Genomic DNA, 22,330 nt, shown 5'->3' on the forward strand with positions numbered 1-22,330 from the left:
GCCCCTGCTCAACTTGCCCAAGTGGTGGGTGGGCTCAGGTCGAAGCCCAGTGGGCTGTGCAACGGAAGTATGTGAACGCGCCTTGTTCGATAAGGGACTTGGCGGCCCACCCGGCTCCGGTTCCTGTCGTTCGCCGACGGCGCGTCGACTGCCCTGTGCTCGAATCAGGCAAGGTCGCGTCACTGTCCGGCTCTGCCTGGAGGGGATGGCTGACGTTCCGTCATATCTGCGGGCTTCGTCAGTGTATATGCCGTCTTCGGGGGCTCGGCGACTCTTGGGGTCGCACACCCCAAACGTACCGTCCAGTCTGCTTCGCATACGATCAGGCGCTGTGTCGCAGCACATGCACGGCACATGACAGACCGTCAAGCGGTCTGGCGAAGTCTTTGAGGGGACATGACCAACAAGAGACCGATAGCTGGTCTGCCGCGCACAGAGAACTTGCGCGCGAGATTCGTATCCATTGCAGCCCTGAGCATGGCTGCCGTCGTCCTCGGTACGACGACGGCAGGCGCGGCTCCTGCCAGCCCCGACGGGTTGCCTCTTCCGGCGAACGCCCGTGCCCAGGTAATTGAAGCCTGGAACCTCGGTGGGACAGCGACGAGGGACGCCGCGGAGATGGCTTTGCTCGGCTCCGACCAGGACATCAGCACGTTCCTGAAGTCAGGGCTGGACCGAGCGAAGGCCGAAGACGAGCGCTTCGCCGTTCTCAAGATGCTCAGCACTGCCGGTGACAGTGTCCGTGAGGCGGCGTCGAAGGCACTGAGCGGTTCGGATGCGGACATTCACGAGTTCGTGAAGTCTGGCTATAAGAACCCGCTGGAAGATGATCGGCGTACTGCCATCCTCATGGCGATGAACCATGGGGGGGACGCGGTCCGTGAAGCAGGGGATCAAGCGCTCAAGAAGGGCTCCAGCGACGCCCTGAGCACGTTCCTTCAGGAGGGCCTGGACGAGGCCCAGGAAGAGGACGACCGCTTCCAAGTCCTGAAGATCATGAAAAACGGCGGACCGGAGGTGAAGAAGCTGGGCGACCGTGCCCTGAAGGGCACAGCCCAGGACCGCAAGGAATTCCTTGAGACCGGGCAGCACCTGGCTCGATCCCGGGACCAGGAAAGTTTGACCGTCGCTCAGCTGGCCCAAGTTGCCGATGAGGCGGGTAAGCGAGCCAAGGCGGAGACCGATGCGGCCAAGGAGGCCGGCAAACGGGCCGAGGACGCGGCGGCGAAAGCCAAGGAAGCTGCGCTGAAGGCTGCCAAGGAGACCGAGGCAGCCAAGAACGACATGCAGAAGGCGGGCCAGGCCGCCAATCGCGCTGCCGCCGCGGCCCAGGGCGCTGCTGATGCTGCGCGTACGGCAATCGCCGCGTCGAACACTGCGGTATCCGCTGCGCGAACGGCTGCGAACGCCGCCCAAGCGGCTGCAGCCGCTGCTGCGGCCGCTGGTCAAGCCGCTGCACGCGCCTACTTTGCAGCTTCCGCTGCTGCTGGCAACGCTGGTGAAGCAGCAGCGGCCCGTCAGGCTGCCCAGGCCGCACGAGATGCAGCGGCTGGCGCCCGTACAGCGGCCGCGGCAGCCGAGCACGCTGCCGATGCCAGCGCAGAGGCCGGTCGTTCCGGGGCGGCTGCCGCGCGGGCCGCACAGGACGCGGCGGCTGCGGCCGGTGCTGCGGCGGAGGCCAGCAGTGCGGCGGGCGAAGCCAGCGCACAGGCCCGCCGGGCTCGTGAGGCCGCAGGCGTCGCTCGCGATGCGGCTGCCACCGCGACCGCTGCGGCTGAGAGGGCTCAGTCACTGGCCAACCGAGCAGCGTCTGCAGCTCGTGAGGCGCACAAATTTGCCAACAGTGCTGCTGAGCATGCTGAGAAGGCTGCCAAGGCGGCGGACGAGGCTGCGGCGCAGGCTGGCAAAGCCCAAGACTGGGCGAACGAGGCCACGGAGCATGCCAATGCTGCCATCAATGCCGCCAAGACGGCCTCTGACGCGGTGGCACAGGCGCAGAAGACCGAGCAACTCGCCCGTGACTCCGAAAAAGCCCAACTCGAGGCCGACACGCAGGCCGGAATCGAGGAGGCAAAGGCCTTCAAGAAGGCCGACCGGGTCACGCACAGTCGGATTGCGCAGCTGCAGAAGCAGACAAATGACACCGATGAGGCCACGAAACAGCTTCTGAAGAAGGCCGCCGAGCCGGGTATAGGTGACAAAACCGCAGCCGAGCTGGGGCGCAAGGCTGCTGTCAATCTGCTGCGCAGCTCCGCAACTTGGACACGGGGCGCTGCTGAGACTGCGCTGTCCGGAACGGACAGCGCAGTCGTCAGCTGGGTCAAGACGGAATATCGTCGGGCCCAGCAGCTGGATGACAGGGATAAGGTTCTCTACCTCGGAAAGATCGGCGGTCCAGCGCTCGCCGAGGCGGCTCAGAAGACGCTGGAGAGCAACGACCCGAGCCAGGTAGAGAAGTTTCTCACCGAAGGTTCGTACGACGTTCAGTCCGAGGATTACCGGTTCCAGGTCCTCAAACTCATGAATGAAGCCGGGCAGTCCGTCAAGGAAGCGGGCAGTGCCGCTTTGAAGGACGGGAGCGTCAAGGTTCTGAGCGCCTTCCTGCTCGACGGGTACCAGGACGCCCTCGCCGAGGACGACCGGGTCCAGACCCTCGCCATCATGAACAGCGGTGGTCCGGCTGTGAAGGCCGCTGCCCAGGTCGCGATGGCTGGCCCCACGTCCATGCAGCACGACTTCGTGACAGGCGTCCGGTACAAGGCCGCACAGCTCGACGCTGACACGGCCACCCATGTGGCCTCTGTGCAAGCGATGATCGCCAACGCCGCCCGAGCAGCGGCCACCGCGAACCAGAACGCCTCAGAAGCCTACGAGGTCGCCGCCAACGCCCGTGCCAAGGCCAAGGAAGCCGGCGAATGGGCCGACAAGGCCAAGGCTTCCGCCAAGGAAGCTCAGGGATACGCCGACCAGGCACAGAGGAAGGCCCAGGAAGCCGATGCATCGGCGGCTTCTGCAGCAACCTCTGCACAGAAGGCGAAGGAAGCAGCGTCGACGGCTCAGCAGGCCGCCCGCCAGGCCAACTACTCGGCCAATCAGGCTACTGCGTCCGCCGAGCAGGCCGCTGCGTCGGCCAGCAGCGCTCAGGCATCGGCGGCAAGCGCCAGTCAGTCGGCCGTTAGCGCCGGCAGGGATGCTGCAGCGGCGTCTCAAGCTGCTGTCGAGGCCAAGGGCATCGCGATCCAGAAGTACCAGGCGGAACAGGAGGCTGCCGCTGCCAAGGCAGTACAGGAAGCCCGCGAGAACACTGCGAACGGCATCGACCCCGCCGACAATCCCAAGAACGACTCCCTCACCCTGGCCAGTTTCAATTCGGGAGGCGGGAAGGGGGACGATCACGAGACGGCAAGGAAGTGGGCCAGTTACCTTCGCATGGCGGGAGGTGCCTCGGGACTTCTCGCCTGGGGCTTCGGGAAGATACCGAAGGGAATTCCCTACGTCGGGCAGATAGGGGCCTGGGGTCAGGGCATTGCAAGGGGGATATCGATAGGATCCGGAGTAGGCGCGTCGGCCCTGACCTTCTATGCCGACGGCCATCTCGACGAAGTCCTCCAAGAGGCCGGTATCGGCTGGAACCAGTACCTCTATGGAAACACGGGGCGGGGGGCAAGCCCAGTCGCCAGGGCGATGGGTATCATCACGCGAAAGACCAATGAAGCCGTGGATGGCTTCAAGTCCGGCATCAGGCGATTGTTCGACTGACCGGCCTGAGTCCGCAAGAAGCTGTGGGGCCCGCTCCGCGGGCCCCACAGGCCAGCTCAAGGGGCAATGTATGCAACCTCCCTCAATCCCTCTCTCCGTATGGTGGAGTATTTCCGCCGCAGTGACAGTGGTATTTGTCGTCTTCTTTGTCACCATCCTTCCGAACCGGCAGCACAGGGTTCGAATATGCTCCATCCCTATATATCTCGCTACAGCTTCAGCGGTGCTCGCCTTCATCGGATTCTTGGGGGCGCGGCAATCGCAGATCTGTTACAGTGCTGCGGTCCTGGGGATCATCCTGGCCTTCATTGGGCGCCGAAAGACCATGAAGCGGGCGATCTCTGAATATGCCAATCGTTCCGATGGGGCAGAGGTGAAACCTACTCTCGGAATGTACATGCAGGTCGTCCTGGCGATCGTTGGGGTGATCGTGCTCGGGGCGTGGCTCGCCTAAAGGCCCGGCTCGCGACCGCTTACGAGCCTCGGCAGTTGCCCCTCGGGCCGCGGTCAGTGCGCAAGCAGCGACGGTCGGCGCAAGCAGTCCGCTCTGAGCGTTGGCCGCGCCCGGCCCAGGATTCGGCGCATGGCTCAGGCCCCACCCCGCCCCGCCAACAACTCCACCTCCGCCAACGTCCCCGAACCCCCCACCACCCGCAGCCGGTACCGCCCGTACGTCCCCGCCCGGCTCACCCCGAACACCCGCGTCTGCCGGTTCCAGGCAAACGTCTCACCGTCCCGCCTGTCGACCTCCGCCCACGTCTCCCCGTCGTCCGCCGAGCCTTCCAGCACCCAGCTCCGCGGAGCCCGCCCCCTATCCGCGCCCGACGTCAGCGTGTAGGACGTCACCGGACCCGCCCCGTCCGTCACCTCGAACTCCGCCGTCTCGAAAGTCGCCTCCGTCCGCGACGAGTTGTCCGTCAGAGGCGAGCTGCCCGGCACCGTCACGTCCACCGCCGGCGACGGCACCCGGCCCTCATCCTTCGTAATCGACGTCGGGCCCGCGTCCACCCCCGCCCCCCACTTCGACGGCTTCGGCCCCATCGTGAACTCCAGCGTGCCGCCCGCCGCCACCACCGCATGCGGCAGCGCCGTCGAGTTCCATGGCTTGCCGTTCACCTTCACGCCTTGCACGTACACATTGCGGGCGCTGTTGCCCGGCGCGTGCACCACCCACTTCTTGCCGTTCTCCAAGTGCACCGTCGCCTTCTTGAAGAGCGGTGAGCCGATCGCGTATTCGCCCTCGCCCATCACCAGCGGGTAGAAGCCCAGGGCGCTGAACACGTACCACGCCGACATCTCGCCGTTGTCCTCGTCGCCCGGGTATCCCTGGCCGATCTCGCTGCCCAGGTACAGACGCGACAGCACCTCCCGCACCTTCGCCTGCGTCTTCCACGGTCGGCCCGCCGCGTCGTACAGGTACGCAATGTGGTGCGAAGGCTGGTTGCTGTGGCCGTACATGCCCATGCGGACGTCCCGCGCCTCCGTCATCTCGTGGATGACGCCGCCGTACGAGCCCGCGAATTCAGGGGCGCCCGTCTCGGGCGTGGCGAAGAACTCGTCCAGTTTCTCCGCCAGTCCGGACCTGCCCCCGTACAGCGTCGCCAGGCCCCTCGTGTCCTGGACCGCCGGGAAGGCGAAGTTCCAGCCGTTCGTCTCCGTGTAGTCGTAGCCCCACACCCGCGGGTCGTACTCCTCCGGCGGCAGGCGCCATTCGCCCTGTTCGTCCTTGCCCTGGAAGAAGCCGATGCGGTGGTCGAAGAGGTGGACGTAGCCCAGTGCGCGGTTGAGGAAGTAGTCCGACTCCTCGCGGTATCGCTGCTTGTGCGTTTTCGCGTACAGCGCCTTGCCCATCTTCGCCAGGCCGAAGTCGTTCAAGTAGCCCTCCACGGACCACGAGACGCCCTCCGGTGTCTTCGTGCTCGTGTAGCCCAGGAAGGGGGACGTGTCCATTCCCTTGCGGCCCACCCCGGGGTTGTCCGGCGCCACCGTCGCGTTCTTCAGCGCGGCTTCGTATGCCGCTTCCGCGTCCAGCCCAACGCCCTTTACGTACGCGTCCGCGAAGGCCACGTCCGAGCTCGTGCCCGTCATCAGGTCGGCGTAGCCGGGGGACGACCAGCGGGAGATCCAACCCCCGTCCCTGTACTGCTGGATGAAGCCGTCGGCCATCCGGGCGGCTTCCCGCGGAGTGAACAGCGCATACGCCGGCCACGCCGTGCGGTACGTGTCCCAGAAGCCGTTGTTGACGTACATCTCGCCGTCGACGATCTTCGCGCCCGTGTGGGTCGGAGTGTTCTCGCCCGTCGGAGGGGAGAACGGGCTCGCATAGCGCGGCACCGGGTGCGCCGCCGTGCCCGTGTTCTCGTAGCCCGAGTTGGGGTAGAGGTACAGGCGGTACAGGTTCGAATAGAGCGTCGTCAGCTGGTCCTTGGTCGCACCCTCCACCTCGATGCGGCCCAGCAGCGCGTCCCACGCCGCCCGCGCGCGGTCCCGCACGCCCTCGAACGTCGTGCCCTCCGGGATCTCCTGGGCGAGGTTGGCCTTGGCCTGGTCGATGCCGATGAGGGACGTCGCGATGCGCAGATTGACCGTGCGGGACCCGAAGCGGAAGTAGCCCGCGACGCCCCTCGCGTCGCCGCCCCCGCTCGCCGTCACCGGTGCGTCGAAGACCCCGTACACGAACATCCGCCCCGCGCCCGTCGACAGGCCGCTCTTCACGTCCGTCCAGGCACTGAACGCCCCGTGCTCCGGGTCGAGCGTCAGGCCGCCCTCCCGCCGGACGTTGTCGAGGATGACGGACGCGTCCGGCCCCGGGAACGTGAAGCGCATCATCGCCGCGTGGTCGGCCGGGGCGATCTCCGCCCGCAGGCCGTTGTCGAACGTGACGCCGTAGTAGTGGGGGCGCGCGGTCTCGTGCTCGTGCCGGAAGGGCAGCGCGCGCGCCTTGCGCGCCGGATCCGGGATGCCGGTCGCCGTCGACGGCATCACCTGGAACGTCTGCCGGTCGCCCATCCACGGACTCGGCTCGTGGCTCGCGCTGAACGCCTGGATCGTGGGGAGGTTGTCGTCGTTGTTGGCCGCCGCGTACTGGTACAGCCAGTCGGTCGAGCCGGCGTTGGTCACCGGGGTCCAGAAGTTGAAGCCGTGCGGGACCGCGGTCGCGGGGAAGGTGTTGCCGCGGGAGAAGTTGGAGCTGGAATTGGTGCCGCGCGTGGTGACCGCCCGGTCCGCCGGGTGGGCCGGAGGGTGTTCCTCCGGGGCCGGTGCGATCGAGACGTCGTCGATCCAGCCGCGGAACTTCGCCGGGCCGACGGGGGAGTCGTAGGCCACCAGGATGCGGGCGACGGTCTTGCCCGCGGCGACCTCGCCGATCCGCGACTCCTTGGCGTTCCACTGGTTCACGTACAGCGTCTTCGACTCCGCCTGACCCTGCGGAGTCAGCGGCGCGCCGTGCTGGTCGACGGCGCCCAGATGAGAGAGATAGGTGCCGTCCGTGAAGGCCAGGTCGACCGCGACGTGGGTGGCCGGGTAGCGCGGGTCGCGCTCGGGCATGGCGGGGAAGACCTTGTACGCGAGCACGGTCTGCGGCGTGACCTCGGTGTGCACGGCGAAGACCTTGTTGTACGAGTACGCGTGGCCGGTCGCCAGATGGGTGCCGCCGTAGCGCAGGGCGTGGGTGCCGGTGAAGCCCACGTGGGCCTTGGCGGTGGGCGAGCCGGTGGGGCCGCGGTCGACGTAGCTGCGCATCTCGGGCGGCGGGGGCGGGCCGGCGTCGGCGGTGGCGATCTGGACCTCGGCGAGCTGGGTGATGCTGTCGCCGTTGTTGCGGGTTATCTCCAGGCGGTACTGGCGGTACGGGCGGGACGGCTCGAAGTCGAACTCCCTGGTCTGCTGGCGGCGTTCGAAGGTCTCGCCCTCGCGGGTGTCCAGGGTGGTCCAGGACTTGCCGTCGTCGGAGCCGAGGAAATTCCAGTCCCGCGGGTCGCGCGCGGGGGCGTCGTTGGCGGAGGTCAGCGCGTAGCGCACGGCCGGCACGGGCTCGGACAGCTGGAACTCCAGCCACGCCGTGCGGGCGAAGACCAGCCATTTGGTGGCGCCCTCGCCGTCGACCAGGTTCTCCTTGACCTCGCCGGCCTCGGTGTTCTCGCCGCTCGCGCGGACGGCGGTGACCTTGCCGGTCACGTTGCCGGGGATGCCGCTGGTGTCGCTGCCGTCGACACCGGAGGCGAGCTTGCGGCCGTCGGGCCCCGTCTCGACCGTGTTCAGCCAATCGGGCTGCGGCTCGCCGGGCTCGAAGGAGGAGGCGAAGCGCTCCTGCCCGGCTCCGGCGGTGCGCCCGGCGGATGCCGCCATGGCGTTGCTCCCTGTCGTCTGAGGGGTAGTCATCAGCAGAGCCGCCACGAGGAGGACCGCGAGGGCGGCCCACCGACGGTGCCCGGGACGGAGTCCGAGTCTGTGTCGCATCCCTCGCCTCTCCACGCATCCGACAACGTTGTCACCCCGTATCGCGCAGTGATAAGTAGGGCGTGCGACGCCATGAGTGTCAAGAGTTCCGGGGATGGTGTCGCCGGGGGACGGGGCCGTGGCCGGACGCGGGTGCCGTGGGTGTCGGAGAGGTCTCAACTCGGGAAAGACTGACGGCCGAAGCTGCTCCCGATCTTGCCCAGTTGATCGGAGTGGACTATACCTGTCGGCGTCCGGGGCGGCCGCGCGGCCGCCTTGCCGGTACGTACCCAGCACGCACCCAGTACACACCCAGGTACACACCCAGCACACCAGGCTTCAACGCTTCAACTGACCCGCGGTGTCGGGCCCTTCGTACGGCGAGTCCTCGACGGCGAATCGGCAAGGGGAGACCGGTGCACCGCCTGAGTCCTGTGGGAGAGCGAGGACTTGCGCATGGGAACCACCCCGGAATTCAGCCGGCGCGATCTGATCAAACGGGCCGCCGCAGCCGGACTGTTCGCCGTCCCGGCGATGAGTGCGCTGAGCGCCTGCGCGAGCAGCGGCGGCGGCAGCAGTGACAACCATGTGGACAAGGGGAAGAAGAGCGCCAAGAACCCCTTGGCCGTCAATGAGACCGCGCCGCTCGACGTCGTCATCTTCAACGGCGGATTCGGCGACCAGTACGCCAAGGACGCCGAGGCGGAGTACAAGGCGGCCTTCCCCAAGGCCCAGGTCAAGCACGCCGCCACGCAGGACATCCAGACCGAGCTGCAGCCCCGGTTCAACGGCGGTACCCCGCCGGACCTCATCGACAACTCCGGTGCCAAGCAGATGGACATGGGCACGCTCGTAGGAAAGCAGCAGCTGACCGATCTCAACGCCCTGCTGGACGCCCCCTCCTTCGACGACCCCGCCAAGAAGGTGCGCGACACCCTGCGCCCCGGCGTCGTGGAGATGGGGCAGTTCGAGGGCAGCGAGACCTGGATCCTCTACTACGCCTACACCGTCTACGGCGTCTGGTACTCGAAGACCAATCTGCAGAAGCTCGACGCCCAATACCCCGAGACCTGGGACGACATGCTCAAGGTCTGCGAGGCGGCGAAGAAGAAGGGCATCGCCGGCTGGACGTACGCCGGCAAGTACCCGTACTACCTGCCCTTCAGCCTCTACCCCTTCATCGCCAAGATCGGCGGTGTCGAGGTGCTGAACCGCATCGACAACCTGGAGCCGAACGCCTGGAAGGACCCGGCCGTCAAGGCCGCCTTCGACGCGTATGACGAGCTCTACAAGAAGGGCTACATCCTCCAGGGCACGCCCGGCCTCACCCATATCGAGTCGCAGACCGCCTGGAACGAGGGCAAGGCGCTGTTCATCCCCAACGGTTCGTGGGTGGAGAACGAGTCGAAGAAGACCACGCCCAAGGACTTCCAGATGGCCGTCGGGGCGCCGTCCAGCCTCGACAGGAACGACAAGATGCCGTTCGGCACCCTGTGGGCCGCGGGCGGCGAGCCGTTCATCGTGCCGAAGAACGCCAAGAACCCCCAGGGCGGCATGGAGTTGCTGCGGGTGATGCTCGGCAAGAAGTCCTCCCAGAACTTCGTCCAGAAGGTGTCCTCCCTCACCTCCTTCAACGGCGGCACCGAGGGGATCGCGCTGCCGCCGGGGCTCGCCTCCTCCCAGGAGGCCCTCGCCAAGGCCGGGAAGAACGTCGTCAACCCCCGGATCCAGGACTGGTACGTGGCCCTGCAGAAGGAGAAGATCGGGGTGGGGGCGCTCGGGGAGATGATGGCCGGCCGGATGACCCCGGACGAGGCGATCACGAAGATCCAGCGTTACGCCGACGAGACGGCCAAGGACGACTCCGTCAAGAAGTACAAGCACAAGTAGGGGCTTCAGTACGCACGCACGGAATCGGGTCGGGACGGGATCGGGACGGATCGGGGTCGGAGGGCATGCAGCACGGCAAGTACCGCTTCATCGTGGGGTTTCTGGTCCTGCCCCTGGCGATCTACGGGATATTCGTGATCTCGCCGTTCGTCCAGGCCATCTACTACTCCTTCACGGACTGGACGGGCCTGAGCCCCGACTTCGCGGTGACGGGCTTCAAGAACTATCAACGGCTCTGGCACGACGAGGTGTTCTGGAAGGCCGTGGGACACAACGTCCTGCTGTTGCTGATCCTGCCGTTGGTGACGCTCGGACTCGGCCTGTTCTTCGCGTTCATGCTCAACGTCGGCGGCCGCCGCAGGAAGGGCGCGGCGGTGGCCGGGGTACGCGGCTCCGGCGTCTACAAGGTCGTGTACTTCTTTCCCCAGGTGCTCTCGATCGCCATCGTCGCCCTGCTCTTCCAGTTCGGATACAACCCCAACAGCGGTGCCCTCAACTCCCTGCTCCGGGCGGTCGGTCTGGGGTCCGTCCACCCGGAGTGGCTGGGCGATCCGCGGCTCGCGCTGTGGTGCGTGATGGCGGTGATGGTCTGGAGCAACGTCGGCTTCTACGTGGTGCTGTTCTCGGCCGGCATGAGCTCCATTCCGAAGGACTTCTACGAGGCCGCTCTGCTGGACGGCGCCAACCGCCTCCAGACCTTCTTCCGGATCACGCTGCCGCTGCTGTGGGACACGGTGCAGACCGGCTGGGTCTACATGGGCATCATGGCGCTCGACGGCTTCGCGGTCGTGCAGATCATGACCGTGGGGCCGGGCGGGCCGGACTATTCCACGGAAGTGCTCTCCTTCTACCTCTACACGAAGGCGTTCCGGGACGGGCAGGCCGGATACGCCACCACGCTCGGAGTGGCGCTGCTCATCGTCACCCTCCTCTTCGCGGGCATCGTGATGAAGCTCGGCCGGCGCGAACGACTGGAGTACTGATGCCCGTACGCGATTCCCGACGTTCCCGGCGGGCCGATCCGCAGCGGGCAGGCGGCGAGGGGCGGGTGCTCAACGTCTTCTCGCACGGGGTCCTCGTGCTGTGGGGGCTGATGGTGACGCTGCCGCTGCTGTGGGCGGTGATGAGCGCCTTCAAGACCGACAAGGAGATCTTCACCTCGCCCTGGGCGCTGCCGGGCCGGCTGCACTTCGACGCCTGGGGGCGGGCGTGGTCCCAGGCGCACATGAGCCAGTACTTCCTCAATTCGCTGATCGTCGTGGCGGGTTCGCTGTTCGGGACGATGCTGCTGGGGTCGATGGCGGCCTATGTGCTGGCCCGTTTCGAGTTCCCCGGCAACCGTCTGGTCTATTTCCTCTTCGTGGGCGGGATGAGCTTTCCGATCATCCTGGCGCTGGTGCCGCTGTTCTTCGTGATGAAGAACATGCAGCTGCTGAACACCTACCCCGGGCTGATCCTGGTCTACATCGCCTACTCGCTGCCGTTCACGATCTTCTTCCTCAGCGGCTTCTTCCGGACGCTGCCGACGACGGTGGCGGAGGCGGCGCTGATCGACGGGGCGTCGCACACCCGGACCTTCTTCCAGGTGATGCTGCCGATGGCCCGGCCGGGGCTGATCAGCGTCGGCATCTTCAACTTCCTGGGCCAGTGGAACCAGTACCTGCTGCCCACGGTGCTCAACGTCGGCGACGAGAACCGCAAGCTGCTGCCGCAGGGCCTGGTGGCCCTCGCCGTGAACCAGGGCTACCGGGGCGACTGGTCGGGGCTGTTCGCGGGGCTGGTGATGGCGATGCTGCCGGTGCTCGCCGCCTACATCGTCTTCCAGCGGCAGGTGCAGGCGGGGCTGACGGCGGGTGCACTGAAGTAGGTGCGCCGAAGGAGGCAGCGCGAGGCAGCCACCCCTGACTGCATAAATTCGCCATGTCTCCACCCCTGTGGGTGACTGTGCACTCCGCGTTCCTGCAGGCAGACTCTTTTCCCCACAGGGGGAGGGGGAACGCCATGGGACGGAAACCGCCACCGACCATCCGCCAGAAGCGGCTGGGCGCCGAGCTGCGCCGGCTGCGCGAGGCGGCCGGCATGTCCGGGGAGCACGCCGCGGCGGCGCTGGAGTGCGGGCAGGCGAAGATCAGCCGGATCGAGACGGGGGCGAACGGCATCCGGCCGTTCGAGCTCCGCGGCCTGCTGAAGGCCTACGGGGTCGCGGACCAGGAGCTGGTCGAGTCGCTCGTCGAGATGGCCAAGGAGGGACGCCGGCAGGGCTGGTGGAACCAGTACGCGAAGACCTTCCCCGGCATCGTGGACCTGGCGCACCTGGAGTCCACCGCCGTGTGCATCCGCACCTGGCAGACCGTGCTCGTCCCCGGCCTCCTCCAGGCGCCGGGCTACATGCGCGCGCTGTTCCGGCGCGGCCGGCGCGCGTACACCGAGGCCCAGGTCGAGCAGTGCGTGGAGGCCCGGACGGCCCGGCAGCAGGTCTTCGAGAAGGCCGATCCGCCGGAGTACCGGGCCGTGCTCTACGAGGCGGTGCTGCGCTCGTGCGTGGGCGGGGAGACGGTGATGCGCCGGCAGCTGGAGCACATCGCGGAGCTGGCGGAGAGCGGGCGGGTCTCGGTACGGGTCGTGCCGTTCGGGAGCGGGGCGCACGGGGGGCTGGACGGTTCGTTCGTGCTCTACGGCACGGCGTGCCCGGGGATGGACGTCGTCCTCATGGACGGGCTGGCGGGGACGGCGCACCTCGATCAGGAGGAGGACGTGCAGCGGTACCACAGGGTCTTCGACGGCCTCACCGCCCTCGCGCTGGATCCGGCGCGGTCGCTGGAGATGATCAAGGCGCATGCCGTTTGCCCTTCGTGCTGAGAGGGTGCTTCTTCGGCTGCGGGTCCGTCGTGGTTGCCCGCGCAGTTCCCCGCGCCCCTTACGGGGCGTGACGCCCCCGTACGATGAGGGGTCGGCTGTTTCCGGACCTTGACGTGAGGCAACCCGGACGGCTGAGCTTAGAGTTCAGATGTTGTAGAAACGGCGTGGGAGTGGATGGGCGTGGAAACTCCGGGTTCGCAGTCGTCGCTGCACCGGGCCAACCTGGAGCGCGTCGTGCGCGCGGTCCGTATGGCGGGGTCGCTCACCCAGGCCGAGATCGCCCGCACCACGGGCCTTTCCGCCGCCACGGTCTCCAACATCGTCCGGGAACTGAGGGACAGCGGCACGGTCGAGGTGACGCCCACCTCCTCCGGCGGGCGGCGGGCCCGCAGCGTCTCGCTCTCCGGTGACTCCGGGATCGTCGTGGGCGTCGACTTCGGCCACACCCACCTGCGCGTCGCCATCGGCAACCTCGCCCACCGGGTGCTGGCCGAGGAGGCCGAGCCGCTGGACGTGGACGCCTCGGCCGCGCAGGGCCTGGAGCGCGCCGAGCAGCTGGTCGGCCGGCTGATCAAGGCCGCCGGGATCAGCCCCGGCAAGATCGTCGGAGTGGGGCTGGGGGTCCCGGGGCCGATCGACGTGGAGTCCGGGGTGCTGGGCTCGACCGCGATCCTGCCCGGCTGGGTCGGCACCAATCCCCGGGAGGACCTCGCGGCCCGGCTCGGTGTCCCCGTCCACGTCGACAACGATGCCAACCTCGGCGCCCTCGGCGAGCTCGTCTGGGGCGCCGGCCGCGGGGCCACGGACCTGGCCTACATCAAGGTCGCCAGCGGCGTGGGCGCCGGACTGGTGATCAACGGGCGGATCTACCGGGGCCCGGGCGGCACCGCCGGGGAGATCGGGCACATCACGCTGGACGAGTCCGGGCCGGTGTGCCGCTGCGGCAACCGCGGCTGCCTGGAGACGTTCGCCGCCGCCCGGCACGTGCTGCCGCTGCTCCATTCGGCGCACGGCACCGATCTGACCGTGGTGCGCATGGTCGAGCTCGCGCGCGCGGGCGACCCCGGCTGCCGGCGCGTGATCGGGGACGTCGGACGGCACATCGGCAGCGCCGTGGCGAGCCTGTGCAATCTGCTCAACCCCAGCCGGGTGGTGCTCGGCGGGGAGCTCGCGGAGGCCGGCGAGCTGGTGCTCGGGCCCATCCGCGAATCGGTCTCGCGGTACGCGATCCCCAGTGCGGCACGGCAGTTGGAGGTCGTGCCGGGGGCGCTGGGCGGCCGTTCCGAGGTGCTCGGCGCACTGGCGCTGGTGCTCAGCGAGATGGGCGACTCGAGCCTGCTGGAGGAGACCCGTCCGGCGGACGCCCCTGCGCTTGCCTGACGGGCGCCGCGGTGGTCCGATGGCTCTGACCGCCCCTTGGTTCCGCCCCTGGTTTCGAGTGCTCTGAGTTCACAGAGGTAACGAATGGCATCGTTGCCATGTCGTTAAGACGCTACTTCTTGACGCTGTTTGGGCTGCGCAGAAGACTTCCAGCCACCTCGGCCGCGATGACGCGGCCTCGTCAGGGAGGTATCTGCACGTGAACACGCATCTGCGCCGTGCCGTCGTGGCCGTGGCGGCGCTCTCCATGGCGGCGGGGCTCGCGGCCTGCGGCAAGGCCAAGGAAGCGGGCGGTGGCTCCACGAAGGAGAAGAAGGGCGCGCTGACGATCGGGCTGCTGCTGCCGGAGAATCAGACCGCCCGTTACGAGCGTTTCGACAAGCCTTTGATCGAGAAGAAGATCAAGGAGCTGGCGGGTACGGACACCACGATTCTCTACGAGAACGCCAAGCAGGACGCGTCGGTTCAGCAGCAGCAGGTCGACACGATGATCACGAAGAAGGTCGATGCGCTGATCCTGGACGCGGTGGATGCGAAGTCGATAGCGAGCTCGGTGAAGAAGGCCGCGGGCAAGGGCATTCCGGTCGTGGCCTACGACCGGCTGGCCGAGGGGCCGGTGAAGGCCTACACCTCCGTCGACAACGAGCGCGTCGGCAAGATCCAGGCCGAGTCGCTGCTCAAGGCGCTGGGCGACAACGCCTCCAAGGGCCAGGTCGTGATGATGAACGGCTCCGTCACCGATCCCAACGCGAAGATGTACAAGGACGGTGCGCATTCCGTCCTGGACGGCAAGGTGAAGATCGGCAAGGAGTACGACACCAAGGAGTGGAAGCCGGAGAACGCCAACGAGAACATGAAGGGCGCGATCTCCTCGCTCGGCAAGGACAACATCGTCGGGGTGTATTCCGCGAACGACGGTATGGCGGGCGGCATCATCACCGCGCTCAAGAGTGCCGGCTTCGACAAGCTCCCTCCGGTCACCGGCCAGGACGCCGAACTCTCCGCTGTGCAACGGATTCTGACGGGCGAGCAGTACATGAGCGTCTACAAGCCCTATAAGCCCGAGGCGGATGCCGCCGCGGAGATGGCCGTCGCCCTCGCCCGCGGCAACAAGCTCGACACCGTCGCGAAATCCACTGTCGACAGTGGTTCCAGGAAGAAGATCCCCGCCATCATCGTCACGCCCTTCGCCCTGACCAAGGACGACATCAAGCAGTACGTGGGCAAGGAGGGCTTCTTCATCCTCAATGAGATCTGCACCGCCAGGTACGCGGCGGACTGTGCCAAAGCCGGCCTGAAGTAGAGCGGGTGGCGAAGGAGTTGAGCGACATGCCTGCTGTGCCCGTGCTGGCGTTGCGTGGTGTCTCCAAGCGGTTCGGGGCCGTCCAGGCGCTGAGTGAGGTCGAGTTGGAGATCCGTGCCGGTGAGGTGGTCGCCCTGGTGGGTGACAACGGTGCCGGAAAGTCCACTTTGGTCAAGGCGATTGCCGGGGTGGGGCCGGCGGACGAGGGGGTGATCGAGTGGGAGGGCCGGCCGGTTGCCGTGGACCGTCCCCACACCGCCCAGGAGCTGGGTATCGCGACCGTCTACCAGGATCTCGCGCTGTGCGACAACCTCGATGTCGTCGGCAACCTCTTCCTCGGCCGGGAGACCGTGCGCGCCGGGGTGCTGGACGAGGTCGAGATGGAACGCCGCGCCCGTGAGTTGCTGGCCACCCTCTCCATCCGCATCCCCAGCGTCCGCATCCCGGTCGCGTCGCTGTCGGGCGGGCAGCGCCAGACCGTGGCCATCGCCCGTTCCCTGCTGGGCGAGCCCAAGGTCGTCATCCTGGACGAGCCCACCGCCGCCCTCGGCGTCGAGCAGACCGCCCAGGTCCTGGACCTGGTGGAGCGGCTGCGCGAACGCGGCCTCGCCGTCATCCTCATCAGCCACAACATGGCCGACGTCAAGGCCGTCGCCGACCGCGTCGCGGTCCTGCGCCTGGGCCGCAACAACGGCACCTTCGACGTCCGCACCACCAGCCAGGAAGACATCATCTCGGCCATCACCGGCGCCACCGACAACGCCGTCACCCGCCGCCGGGCACGCACTGCGGAGTCGCAGGGGGAGGGGGAGCAATGACCACGGACCTCACACCGGCCGAGGACAACGGCCGTCCGCAGGAGGCCCCGCCCGCCGCCGTCGCCACCGCCGTCGATCCGCGGCTGCTGGTCCGCCAGGAGGGTTTCGCGGGTTACTGGAGCGAGTTCGGGCGCAAGCTGCGCAGCGGTGAACTGGGTTCGCTGCCCGTGGTGGTCGGGCTGATCGTGATCGGTCTGGTCTTCCAGCTGAAGGACTCCGCCTTCCTCGGCCCGGAGAACCTCTCCAACCTCTTCGTCACCGCCGCGGGCACCGGGCTGATCGCGGTCGGCATCGTCTTCGTCCTCATCCTCGGTGAAATCGACCTCTCCGTCGGCTCCGTCAGCGGACTCGCAGCCGCCGTCTTCGCGGTCCTCAACATCAACCACGGCATGCCGGAATGGCTCGCCCTGATCGTCGCCGTCCTCTCCGGCGCGGTCATCGGTGCCCTGCACGGCTTCTTCTTCGCGCGGATCGGCGTGCCCGCCTTCGTCGTCACCCTGGCCGGACTCCTCGGCTGGAACGGCCTGATGCTCCAAGTGCTCGGCTCCGACGGCACCATCAACCTCGACGACTCGGGGCTGGTCGCCCAGCTGACCAACCACTACTTCACCGACATCTCCGCGGCCTACGGCCTGGCGACCCTGTGCGTGGCGGCGTTCTTCCTGTTCTCGTACCGCGACAGCAGGCGCCGGGAGGCGGCCGGGGTGCCCAGCCGGCCGGTGAGCGAGATCGTGCTGCGCACGGCCGTGCTCGCGGTGCCGGCGTTCGTGGTGGCGTGGCTGTTCAACCAGTACAAGGGGCTGCCGCTGGCCGTGGTGATCTTTCTCGGGGTGGTCGTCGCCTCCGACTTCGTGCTGCGGCGTACTCGTTACGGGCGCACGGTCTATGCCCTGGGCGGGAGTGTGGAGGCCGCGCGGCGTGCGGGCATCAACGTCGCGGCCGTGCGGATCTCGGTGTTCGCGCTGTCCGGCACGATGGCAGCGCTGGGCGGGATGTTCCTGGCCTCGCAGATCAACGCCGCCAACCAGTCCTCCGGCGCGGGCAGCCTGCTGATGAACGCCATCGCCGCGGCCGTCATCGGCGGCACCAGCCTCTTCGGCGGCCGCGGGCGTACCTGGTCGGCGTTGCTGGGCGTGCTCGTCATCCAGTCCATCGCCTCCGGCATGGCCCTCCTCGGCATCGCCTCCGCCGTCCAGTACATGATCACCGGCGCGGTGCTGCTGGCCGCCGTCGTCATCGACTCGGTGTCGCGGAAGACGCAGAAGACCGCCGGGCGGGTCTGACCGCGTACCGATGGGCCCGGACCGCGCTGCGGTCCGGGCCCACTGCCGTGCTCAAGTGCTGAAGTGCTCGCGTACTCAATCGTTCACGTGCTCACGTACTCAGGCGCGCGCTGCCGTCGTCGGTGGAGCCGGAGGCGAAGGCGGCGGTGCCGTTGGGGGTGCCGAGGCCGGTGGGGCCGTTGTAGCCGGGGCCCCCGGTGCACAGGTAGGACGGGCTGCAGCTGCCGTTGGCGCCGCTGGTCACGTTGTTGAGCGCCGAGGGGTGGGCGTAGGGGTACGAGGCCGGGTACGTGCCCGCGGCCGGGGTGCCGGCCAGCGCGTACACGGAGGCGATGATCGGCGACGAGGCGCTGGTGCCGCCGTAGACGTTCCAGCCGGTGGCCTGGTAGCTGTCGTAGACCGCGACGCCCGTGGCGGGGTCGGCGACGGCCGCGACGTCGGCGACGCTGCGGTTGGTGCAGCCGGTGTCCTGCTGCCAGGACGGCTTGGGGTCGTACGCGGAGCAGCCGGAGCCCGCGCCCTGGCCGCCGAAGCTGGAGCCCCACACCGACTCGGACCAGCCGCGGCTGCTGCTGTCGCGGGTGAGCGAGGTGCCGCCCACGGCCGTCACGTACTGGGAGGCCGCCGGGTACTCCACGCCGTAGCCGCTGTCGCCGGAGCTCACGGTGATGGCGACGCCGGGGTGGTTGAAGTAGGACGAGTCGGAGGCGGTGTCGGTCGCGTCCTCGTTGCCGCCGTAGCTGTTGGAGACGTACTTGGCGCCCATGGTGACGGCGCGGTTCACGGCTGCGCCCAGGTCGTCCATGGTGGCGCTGTTCGCCTCGACGAGCAGGATGTGGCACTGCGGGCAGACCGCGCTGACCATGTCGACGTCGAGGGAGATCTCGCCGGCCCAGCCGGAGTCGGCCGTCGGGTAGGTGGTGCCGCCGTTCTGGTCCGCCTTCTGGAAGCAGCCGTTGGCGGTGCTGCACTCGGGCAGGCCGTACTGGGCGCGGTAAGTGGCCAGGTCCTGCTCGGCGTTGGGGTCGTCGTACGCGTCGACGATGGCCACGGTGGCACCGGAACCGGCGCCGGAGGGCAGGTTGTAGGCGCTCTGCAGGTCGGCGGGGCCGAGGCCGGACGGGGCGGCGTCGGTGATGCCGAGGTGCTGCATGACGTCGGTGCGGACCAGACCCAGGCAGTGCATCTGCCCCGGCTGCGCGCTTTCGGAGCAGAGCTGCCGGACGTGGGGGCCGTCGGTGTGGGGGGAGACGGCGGCGGACGAGGCGGGGGCGGCGGCTATCAGACCGCCGCTGACCAGGGCCGCGAGGGAGAACAGGGCGGCGACGGCGCGGCCGGTGGGCCGTCTTGAGCCGGGGGACCCGGAACTCGTGGGGTGCATGGATGGGCCTCCATGGGGGGTGTCCGCCTGCGGTGCACAGGCAGGCCGATGAATGTAGAGGGCATGACAATCACGCCCTCCGAAAAGTGCCACCCCGGTGAGTGGTGGCACTGTCCCGAAAGTAGCGACGCCCCCTCCGGCCGACAACAGCCCTACGGCAAAGGCTTGTTATGGGCGCAACTCCGGCGGTCACCGGGTGATCTCCGGCGGATAGCGTGGGCGTCATGGAGCCGGAGCAGGAAACCGTCGCCGGCCTCGTGGCGCTCGGGCTGTCGCGGTACGAGGCGCGCGTCTACCAGGCCCTGGTCAGGCGCGAGGCGTTCACGGCCGCCCAGGTCGCCCGCGAGGCCGGGGTGCCCCGCCAGCGGATCTACGACGTCCTGGACGCGCTCGCCCGCAGCGGCCTGGCCACGGCCCACGGCGGACGGGTCGCCACCTGGTCCGCCATCGCCCCCGAACTGGCCCTCACCCGGCTGATGGCCCGCCGCAGGGAGACGCTCGAGGAGCTGGAGCGCGTCTCGGCCGGGCTCGCGGCGGCCCTGCTGCCGCTATGGACCGACGGCCGCACGCACACCGACCCGCTCGACTACATCGAGGTGCTCCGCGACCCCGGCACCATCGCCGACCGGTTCGCCGCCATCCAGACCCAGGCCACCGGCGAGCTCCTCACCTTCTGCCGGCCCCCCTTCGTCGCCCCCACCCGCAACACCGCCGGCATCAAGGCGGCCCGCCGCATCAGCCGCGAGGGCGGCACGGTCCGGGCCGTCTACACCCGGGACACGCTCGACGACCCGGAGCTGAAGGAGAGCGTCCTGCGCTTCGGCCAGGCGGGGGAGGAGGCCCGCTTCGCCGCGGAGCTGCCGCTGAAGCTCGTCGTCGCCGACGCCTCGCTCGTCCTGTGCGACATGCCCGATCCGGTGGCCGGCACCGGCTCCACCACCGCCCTCTACATCGAGCACCCGGCCCTGGCATCCTGTCTCCGCCTGGCTTTTCAGACGGTTTGGGAACGCGCTGCGCCGAACGCGTGACATAGGTCGCATTACCCGTTCACTGTGATCGCGGACGGAAGATTAGACTCGACGGGATCACTAGTCAGCGTCGACCGACACTCAAGGAGGCACGGGTGGCCCTGCTGACCCGCATCGGGGGACCGCGCGACCTGGACCGGCTCGGCCCGGAGCAGCTCGACCGGCTGGCCGCGGAGATCCGTTCCTTCCTCGTCGACGCAGTCGCGAAGACCGGCGGCCACCTCGGACCCAACCTCGGCGTGGTGGAGCTCACCATCGCCCTGCACCGGGTGTTCGACTCCCCGAAGGACAGGATCCTCTTCGACACCGGCCACCAGGCCTACGTCCACAAGCTGCTCACCGGCCGCCAGGACTTCTCCCGGCTGCGCTCCAGGGACGGCCTCTCCGGCTACCCCTCCCGCGCCGAGTCCGAGCACGACGTGATCGAGAACAGCCACGCCTCGACGGTCCTGGGCTGGGCCGACGGCCTCGCCAAGGCCAACGAGGTGCGCGGCCGCAAGGACCACGTCGTCGCCGTCATCGGCGACGGGGCGCTGACCGGCGGCATGGCCTGGGAGGCGCTGAACAACATCGCCGCCGCCAAGGACCGCCCGCTCGTCATCGTCGTCAACGACAACGAGCGCTCCTACGCGCCCACCATCGGCGGCCTGGCCAACCACCTCGCCACCCTGCGCACCACCGACGGCTACGAGCGCTTCCTGGCCCGCGGCAAGGACCTGCTGGAGCGCACCCCCGTCCTCGGCAAGCCCCTCTACGAGACGCTGCACGGCGCCAAGAAGGGCCTCAAGGACTTCATCGCCCCGCAGGGCATGTTCGAGGACCTCGGCCTGAAGTACGTCGGCCCCATCGACGGCCACGACATGGAGGCCCTGGAGTCCGCCCTGCAGCGCGCCAAGCGCTTCAACGGCCCCGTCCTCGTCCACTGCCTCACCGAGAAGGGCCGCGGCTACAAGCCCGCCGAGCAGCACGAGGGCGACCGCTTCCACGGCATCGGCGTCATCCACCCGGACACCGGCCTCCCGGTCTCCTCCGGCGGCACCAGCTGGACCTCGGTCTTCGGCGAGGAGATGGTCAAGCTCGGCCGCGAGCGCGACGACATCGTGGCCATCACCGCCGCCATGATGCAGCCCGTCGGCCTGCAGCCCTTCGCCAAGGCCTTCCCCGACCGCGTCTACGACGTGGGCATCGCCGAGCAGCACGCGGCCGTCTCCGCGGCCGGCCTCGCCACGGGCGGCCTGCACCCGGTCTTCGCGGTCTACGCGACCTTCCTCAACCGCGCCTTCGACCAGGTCCTGATGGACGTCGCCCTGCACAAGTGCGGTGTGACGTTCGTCCTGGACCGCGCCGGCGTCACCGGCGACGACGGCGCCTCCCACAACGGCATGTGGGACATGTCGATCCTCCAGGTCGTCCCCGGCCTGCGGATCGCGGCCCCGCGCGACGCCGACCAGGTGCGCGCCCAGCTGCGCGAGGCCGTCGAGGTCAAGGACGCCCCCACCGTCGTGCGCTACTCCAAGGGCACCGTCGGCCCGGCCGTCGAGGCCGTCGGCCGCATCGGCGGCATGGACGTCCTCCGCCGCCCGGCCGAGGACGCCGCCCTCCCCCGTAGCCTGAACGGCACGGGAGGTACCCCCACGGACGTGCTCCTCGTCTCCGTCGGCGCGCTCGCCCCGATGTGCCTGGAGATCGCCGACCTGCTCGACAAGCAGGGCATCTCCTCGACCGTCGTCGACCCCCGCTGGGTCAAGCCGGTCGACGAGGCGCTGCCCGGGCTCGCCGCGGAGCACCGCGTCGTCGTCACCGTCGAGGACAACGGCCGTGTCGGCGGCGTCGGTTCGGCGGTCGCCCAGGCCCTGCGCGACGCGGGCGTCGACCTCCCGCTGCGCGACTTCGGCATCCCCGCCCGCTTCCTGGACCACGCCTCCCGCAAGGAGGTCATGGCGGAGATCGGCCTCACGGCGCCGGACATCGCCCGCCAGGTGACGGGGCTGGTGGCCAAGCTGGACGGGCGGCTGGACGACGCCACGGCCGCCGACGCCGCGGAGCCGGCGCGGGACTGAGGTCCTCCGGTCCTGAAACGCCGGTCCTGAAACGCCGGACGGGCTGAAGAACACCCTCCATCGGGTGAATCCTGCACGGGGGTGGCCGTTGCCACCCCCGAACGGGTTCCATCATCGCGAAGACTCGCG

The 22,330-nt window shown here is 68.5% G+C and carries 14 protein-coding genes; 12 read left to right on the plus strand and 2 right to left on the minus strand.

The annotated features are described in order from the left end of the window. The first annotated feature begins 396 nt into the window (after nucleotides 1-396). Both ACLHRZ_RS09835 and ACLHRZ_RS09840 read left to right on the plus strand, forming a co-directional pair. The gene (locus ACLHRZ_RS09835) at nucleotides 397-3,759 is read left to right on the plus strand and encodes an ALF repeat-containing protein (RefSeq protein WP_490417919.1); all 3,363 of its coding nucleotides are present in this window, start codon (nucleotides 397-399) and stop codon (nucleotides 3,757-3,759) included. 223 nt (nucleotides 3,760-3,982) lie between these two features. Continuing rightward, nucleotides 3,983-4,213, plus strand: coding sequence for a hypothetical protein (locus tag ACLHRZ_RS09840; RefSeq protein ID WP_490417920.1), 231 nt, complete (start codon nucleotides 3,983-3,985; stop codon nucleotides 4,211-4,213). 134 nt (nucleotides 4,214-4,347) lie between these two features. Here the strand turns inward: ACLHRZ_RS09840 and ACLHRZ_RS09845 are convergent, their stop codons facing one another. Further along, nucleotides 4,348-8,220 (minus strand): GH92 family glycosyl hydrolase, encoded by a 3,873-nt coding sequence (locus tag ACLHRZ_RS09845; protein ID WP_490417921.1) that lies wholly within the window; start codon nucleotides 8,218-8,220, stop codon nucleotides 4,348-4,350. A gap of 435 nt (nucleotides 8,221-8,655) precedes the next feature. Between ACLHRZ_RS09845 and ngcE the strand changes: the two genes are divergently transcribed. The 8 genes from ngcE to ACLHRZ_RS09885 all read left to right on the plus strand — a co-directional run bounded on the left by ngcE (nucleotide 8,656) and on the right by ACLHRZ_RS09885 (nucleotide 17,732). Beyond that, on the plus strand, nucleotides 8,656-10,089 hold the full coding sequence (gene ngcE, locus ACLHRZ_RS09850) for an N-acetylglucosamine/diacetylchitobiose ABC transporter substrate-binding protein (protein ID WP_490417922.1): 1,434 nt from the start codon (nucleotides 8,656-8,658) through the stop codon (nucleotides 10,087-10,089). A gap of 65 nt (nucleotides 10,090-10,154) precedes the next feature. Then, nucleotides 10,155-11,072: a carbohydrate ABC transporter permease gene (locus ACLHRZ_RS09855; RefSeq protein ID WP_490417923.1), complete on the plus strand. Its 918-nt coding sequence runs from the start codon at nucleotides 10,155-10,157 to the stop codon at nucleotides 11,070-11,072. After that, entirely contained in the window at nucleotides 11,072-11,956 is an 885-nt protein-coding gene (locus ACLHRZ_RS09860) for a carbohydrate ABC transporter permease (protein ID WP_490417924.1), read from the plus strand. Before ACLHRZ_RS09855 ends, ACLHRZ_RS09860 begins: the two co-directional genes overlap by 1 nt. A 134-nt stretch (nucleotides 11,957-12,090) precedes the next feature. Further along, nucleotides 12,091-12,948 (plus strand): helix-turn-helix domain-containing protein, encoded by an 858-nt coding sequence (locus tag ACLHRZ_RS09865; protein ID WP_490417925.1) that lies wholly within the window; start codon nucleotides 12,091-12,093, stop codon nucleotides 12,946-12,948. A 180-nt stretch (nucleotides 12,949-13,128) separates the two neighbouring features. Continuing rightward, nucleotides 13,129-14,328 carry an ROK family transcriptional regulator gene (locus ACLHRZ_RS09870; protein WP_490417926.1) on the plus strand — a complete coding sequence of 400 codons (1,200 nt, stop codon included), beginning with the start codon at nucleotides 13,129-13,131 and terminating at the stop codon, nucleotides 14,326-14,328. 199 nt (nucleotides 14,329-14,527) lie between these two features. Beyond that, complete coding sequence (locus ACLHRZ_RS09875) at nucleotides 14,528-15,631, plus strand: substrate-binding domain-containing protein (protein WP_490417927.1); 1,104 nt, start codon at nucleotides 14,528-14,530, stop codon at nucleotides 15,629-15,631. Nucleotides 15,632-15,657: 26 nt separating this feature from the next. Next, the gene (locus ACLHRZ_RS09880; protein WP_490417928.1) at nucleotides 15,658-16,449 is read left to right on the plus strand and encodes an ATP-binding cassette domain-containing protein; all 792 of its coding nucleotides are present in this window, start codon (nucleotides 15,658-15,660) and stop codon (nucleotides 16,447-16,449) included. Continuing rightward, nucleotides 16,446-17,732, plus strand: coding sequence for a sugar ABC transporter permease (locus ACLHRZ_RS09885; RefSeq protein WP_490417929.1), 1,287 nt, complete (start codon nucleotides 16,446-16,448; stop codon nucleotides 17,730-17,732). Before ACLHRZ_RS09880 ends, ACLHRZ_RS09885 begins: the two co-directional genes overlap by 4 nt. A gap of 91 nt (nucleotides 17,733-17,823) precedes the next feature. Here the strand turns inward: ACLHRZ_RS09885 and ACLHRZ_RS09890 are convergent, their stop codons facing one another. Next, nucleotides 17,824-19,113, minus strand: coding sequence for a S53 family peptidase (locus tag ACLHRZ_RS09890; protein ID WP_490417930.1), 1,290 nt, complete (start codon nucleotides 19,111-19,113; stop codon nucleotides 17,824-17,826). Nucleotides 19,114-19,337: 224 nt separating this feature from the next. On the opposite strand from ACLHRZ_RS09890, the gene ACLHRZ_RS09895 reads away from it, so the two are divergent. Both ACLHRZ_RS09895 and dxs read left to right on the plus strand, forming a co-directional pair. Next, a complete protein-coding gene (locus ACLHRZ_RS09895; RefSeq protein ID WP_490417931.1) occupies nucleotides 19,338-20,141 on the plus strand; it encodes a TrmB family transcriptional regulator in 804 nt (267 codons plus the stop codon). Nucleotides 20,142-20,236: 95 nt separating this feature from the next. After that, entirely contained in the window at nucleotides 20,237-22,201 is a 1,965-nt protein-coding gene (gene dxs, locus ACLHRZ_RS09900) for a 1-deoxy-D-xylulose-5-phosphate synthase (protein ID WP_490417932.1), read from the plus strand. Nucleotides 22,202-22,330: the final 129 nt, after the last annotated feature.

The organism is Streptomyces sp. AM25, from assembly GCF_058146165.1.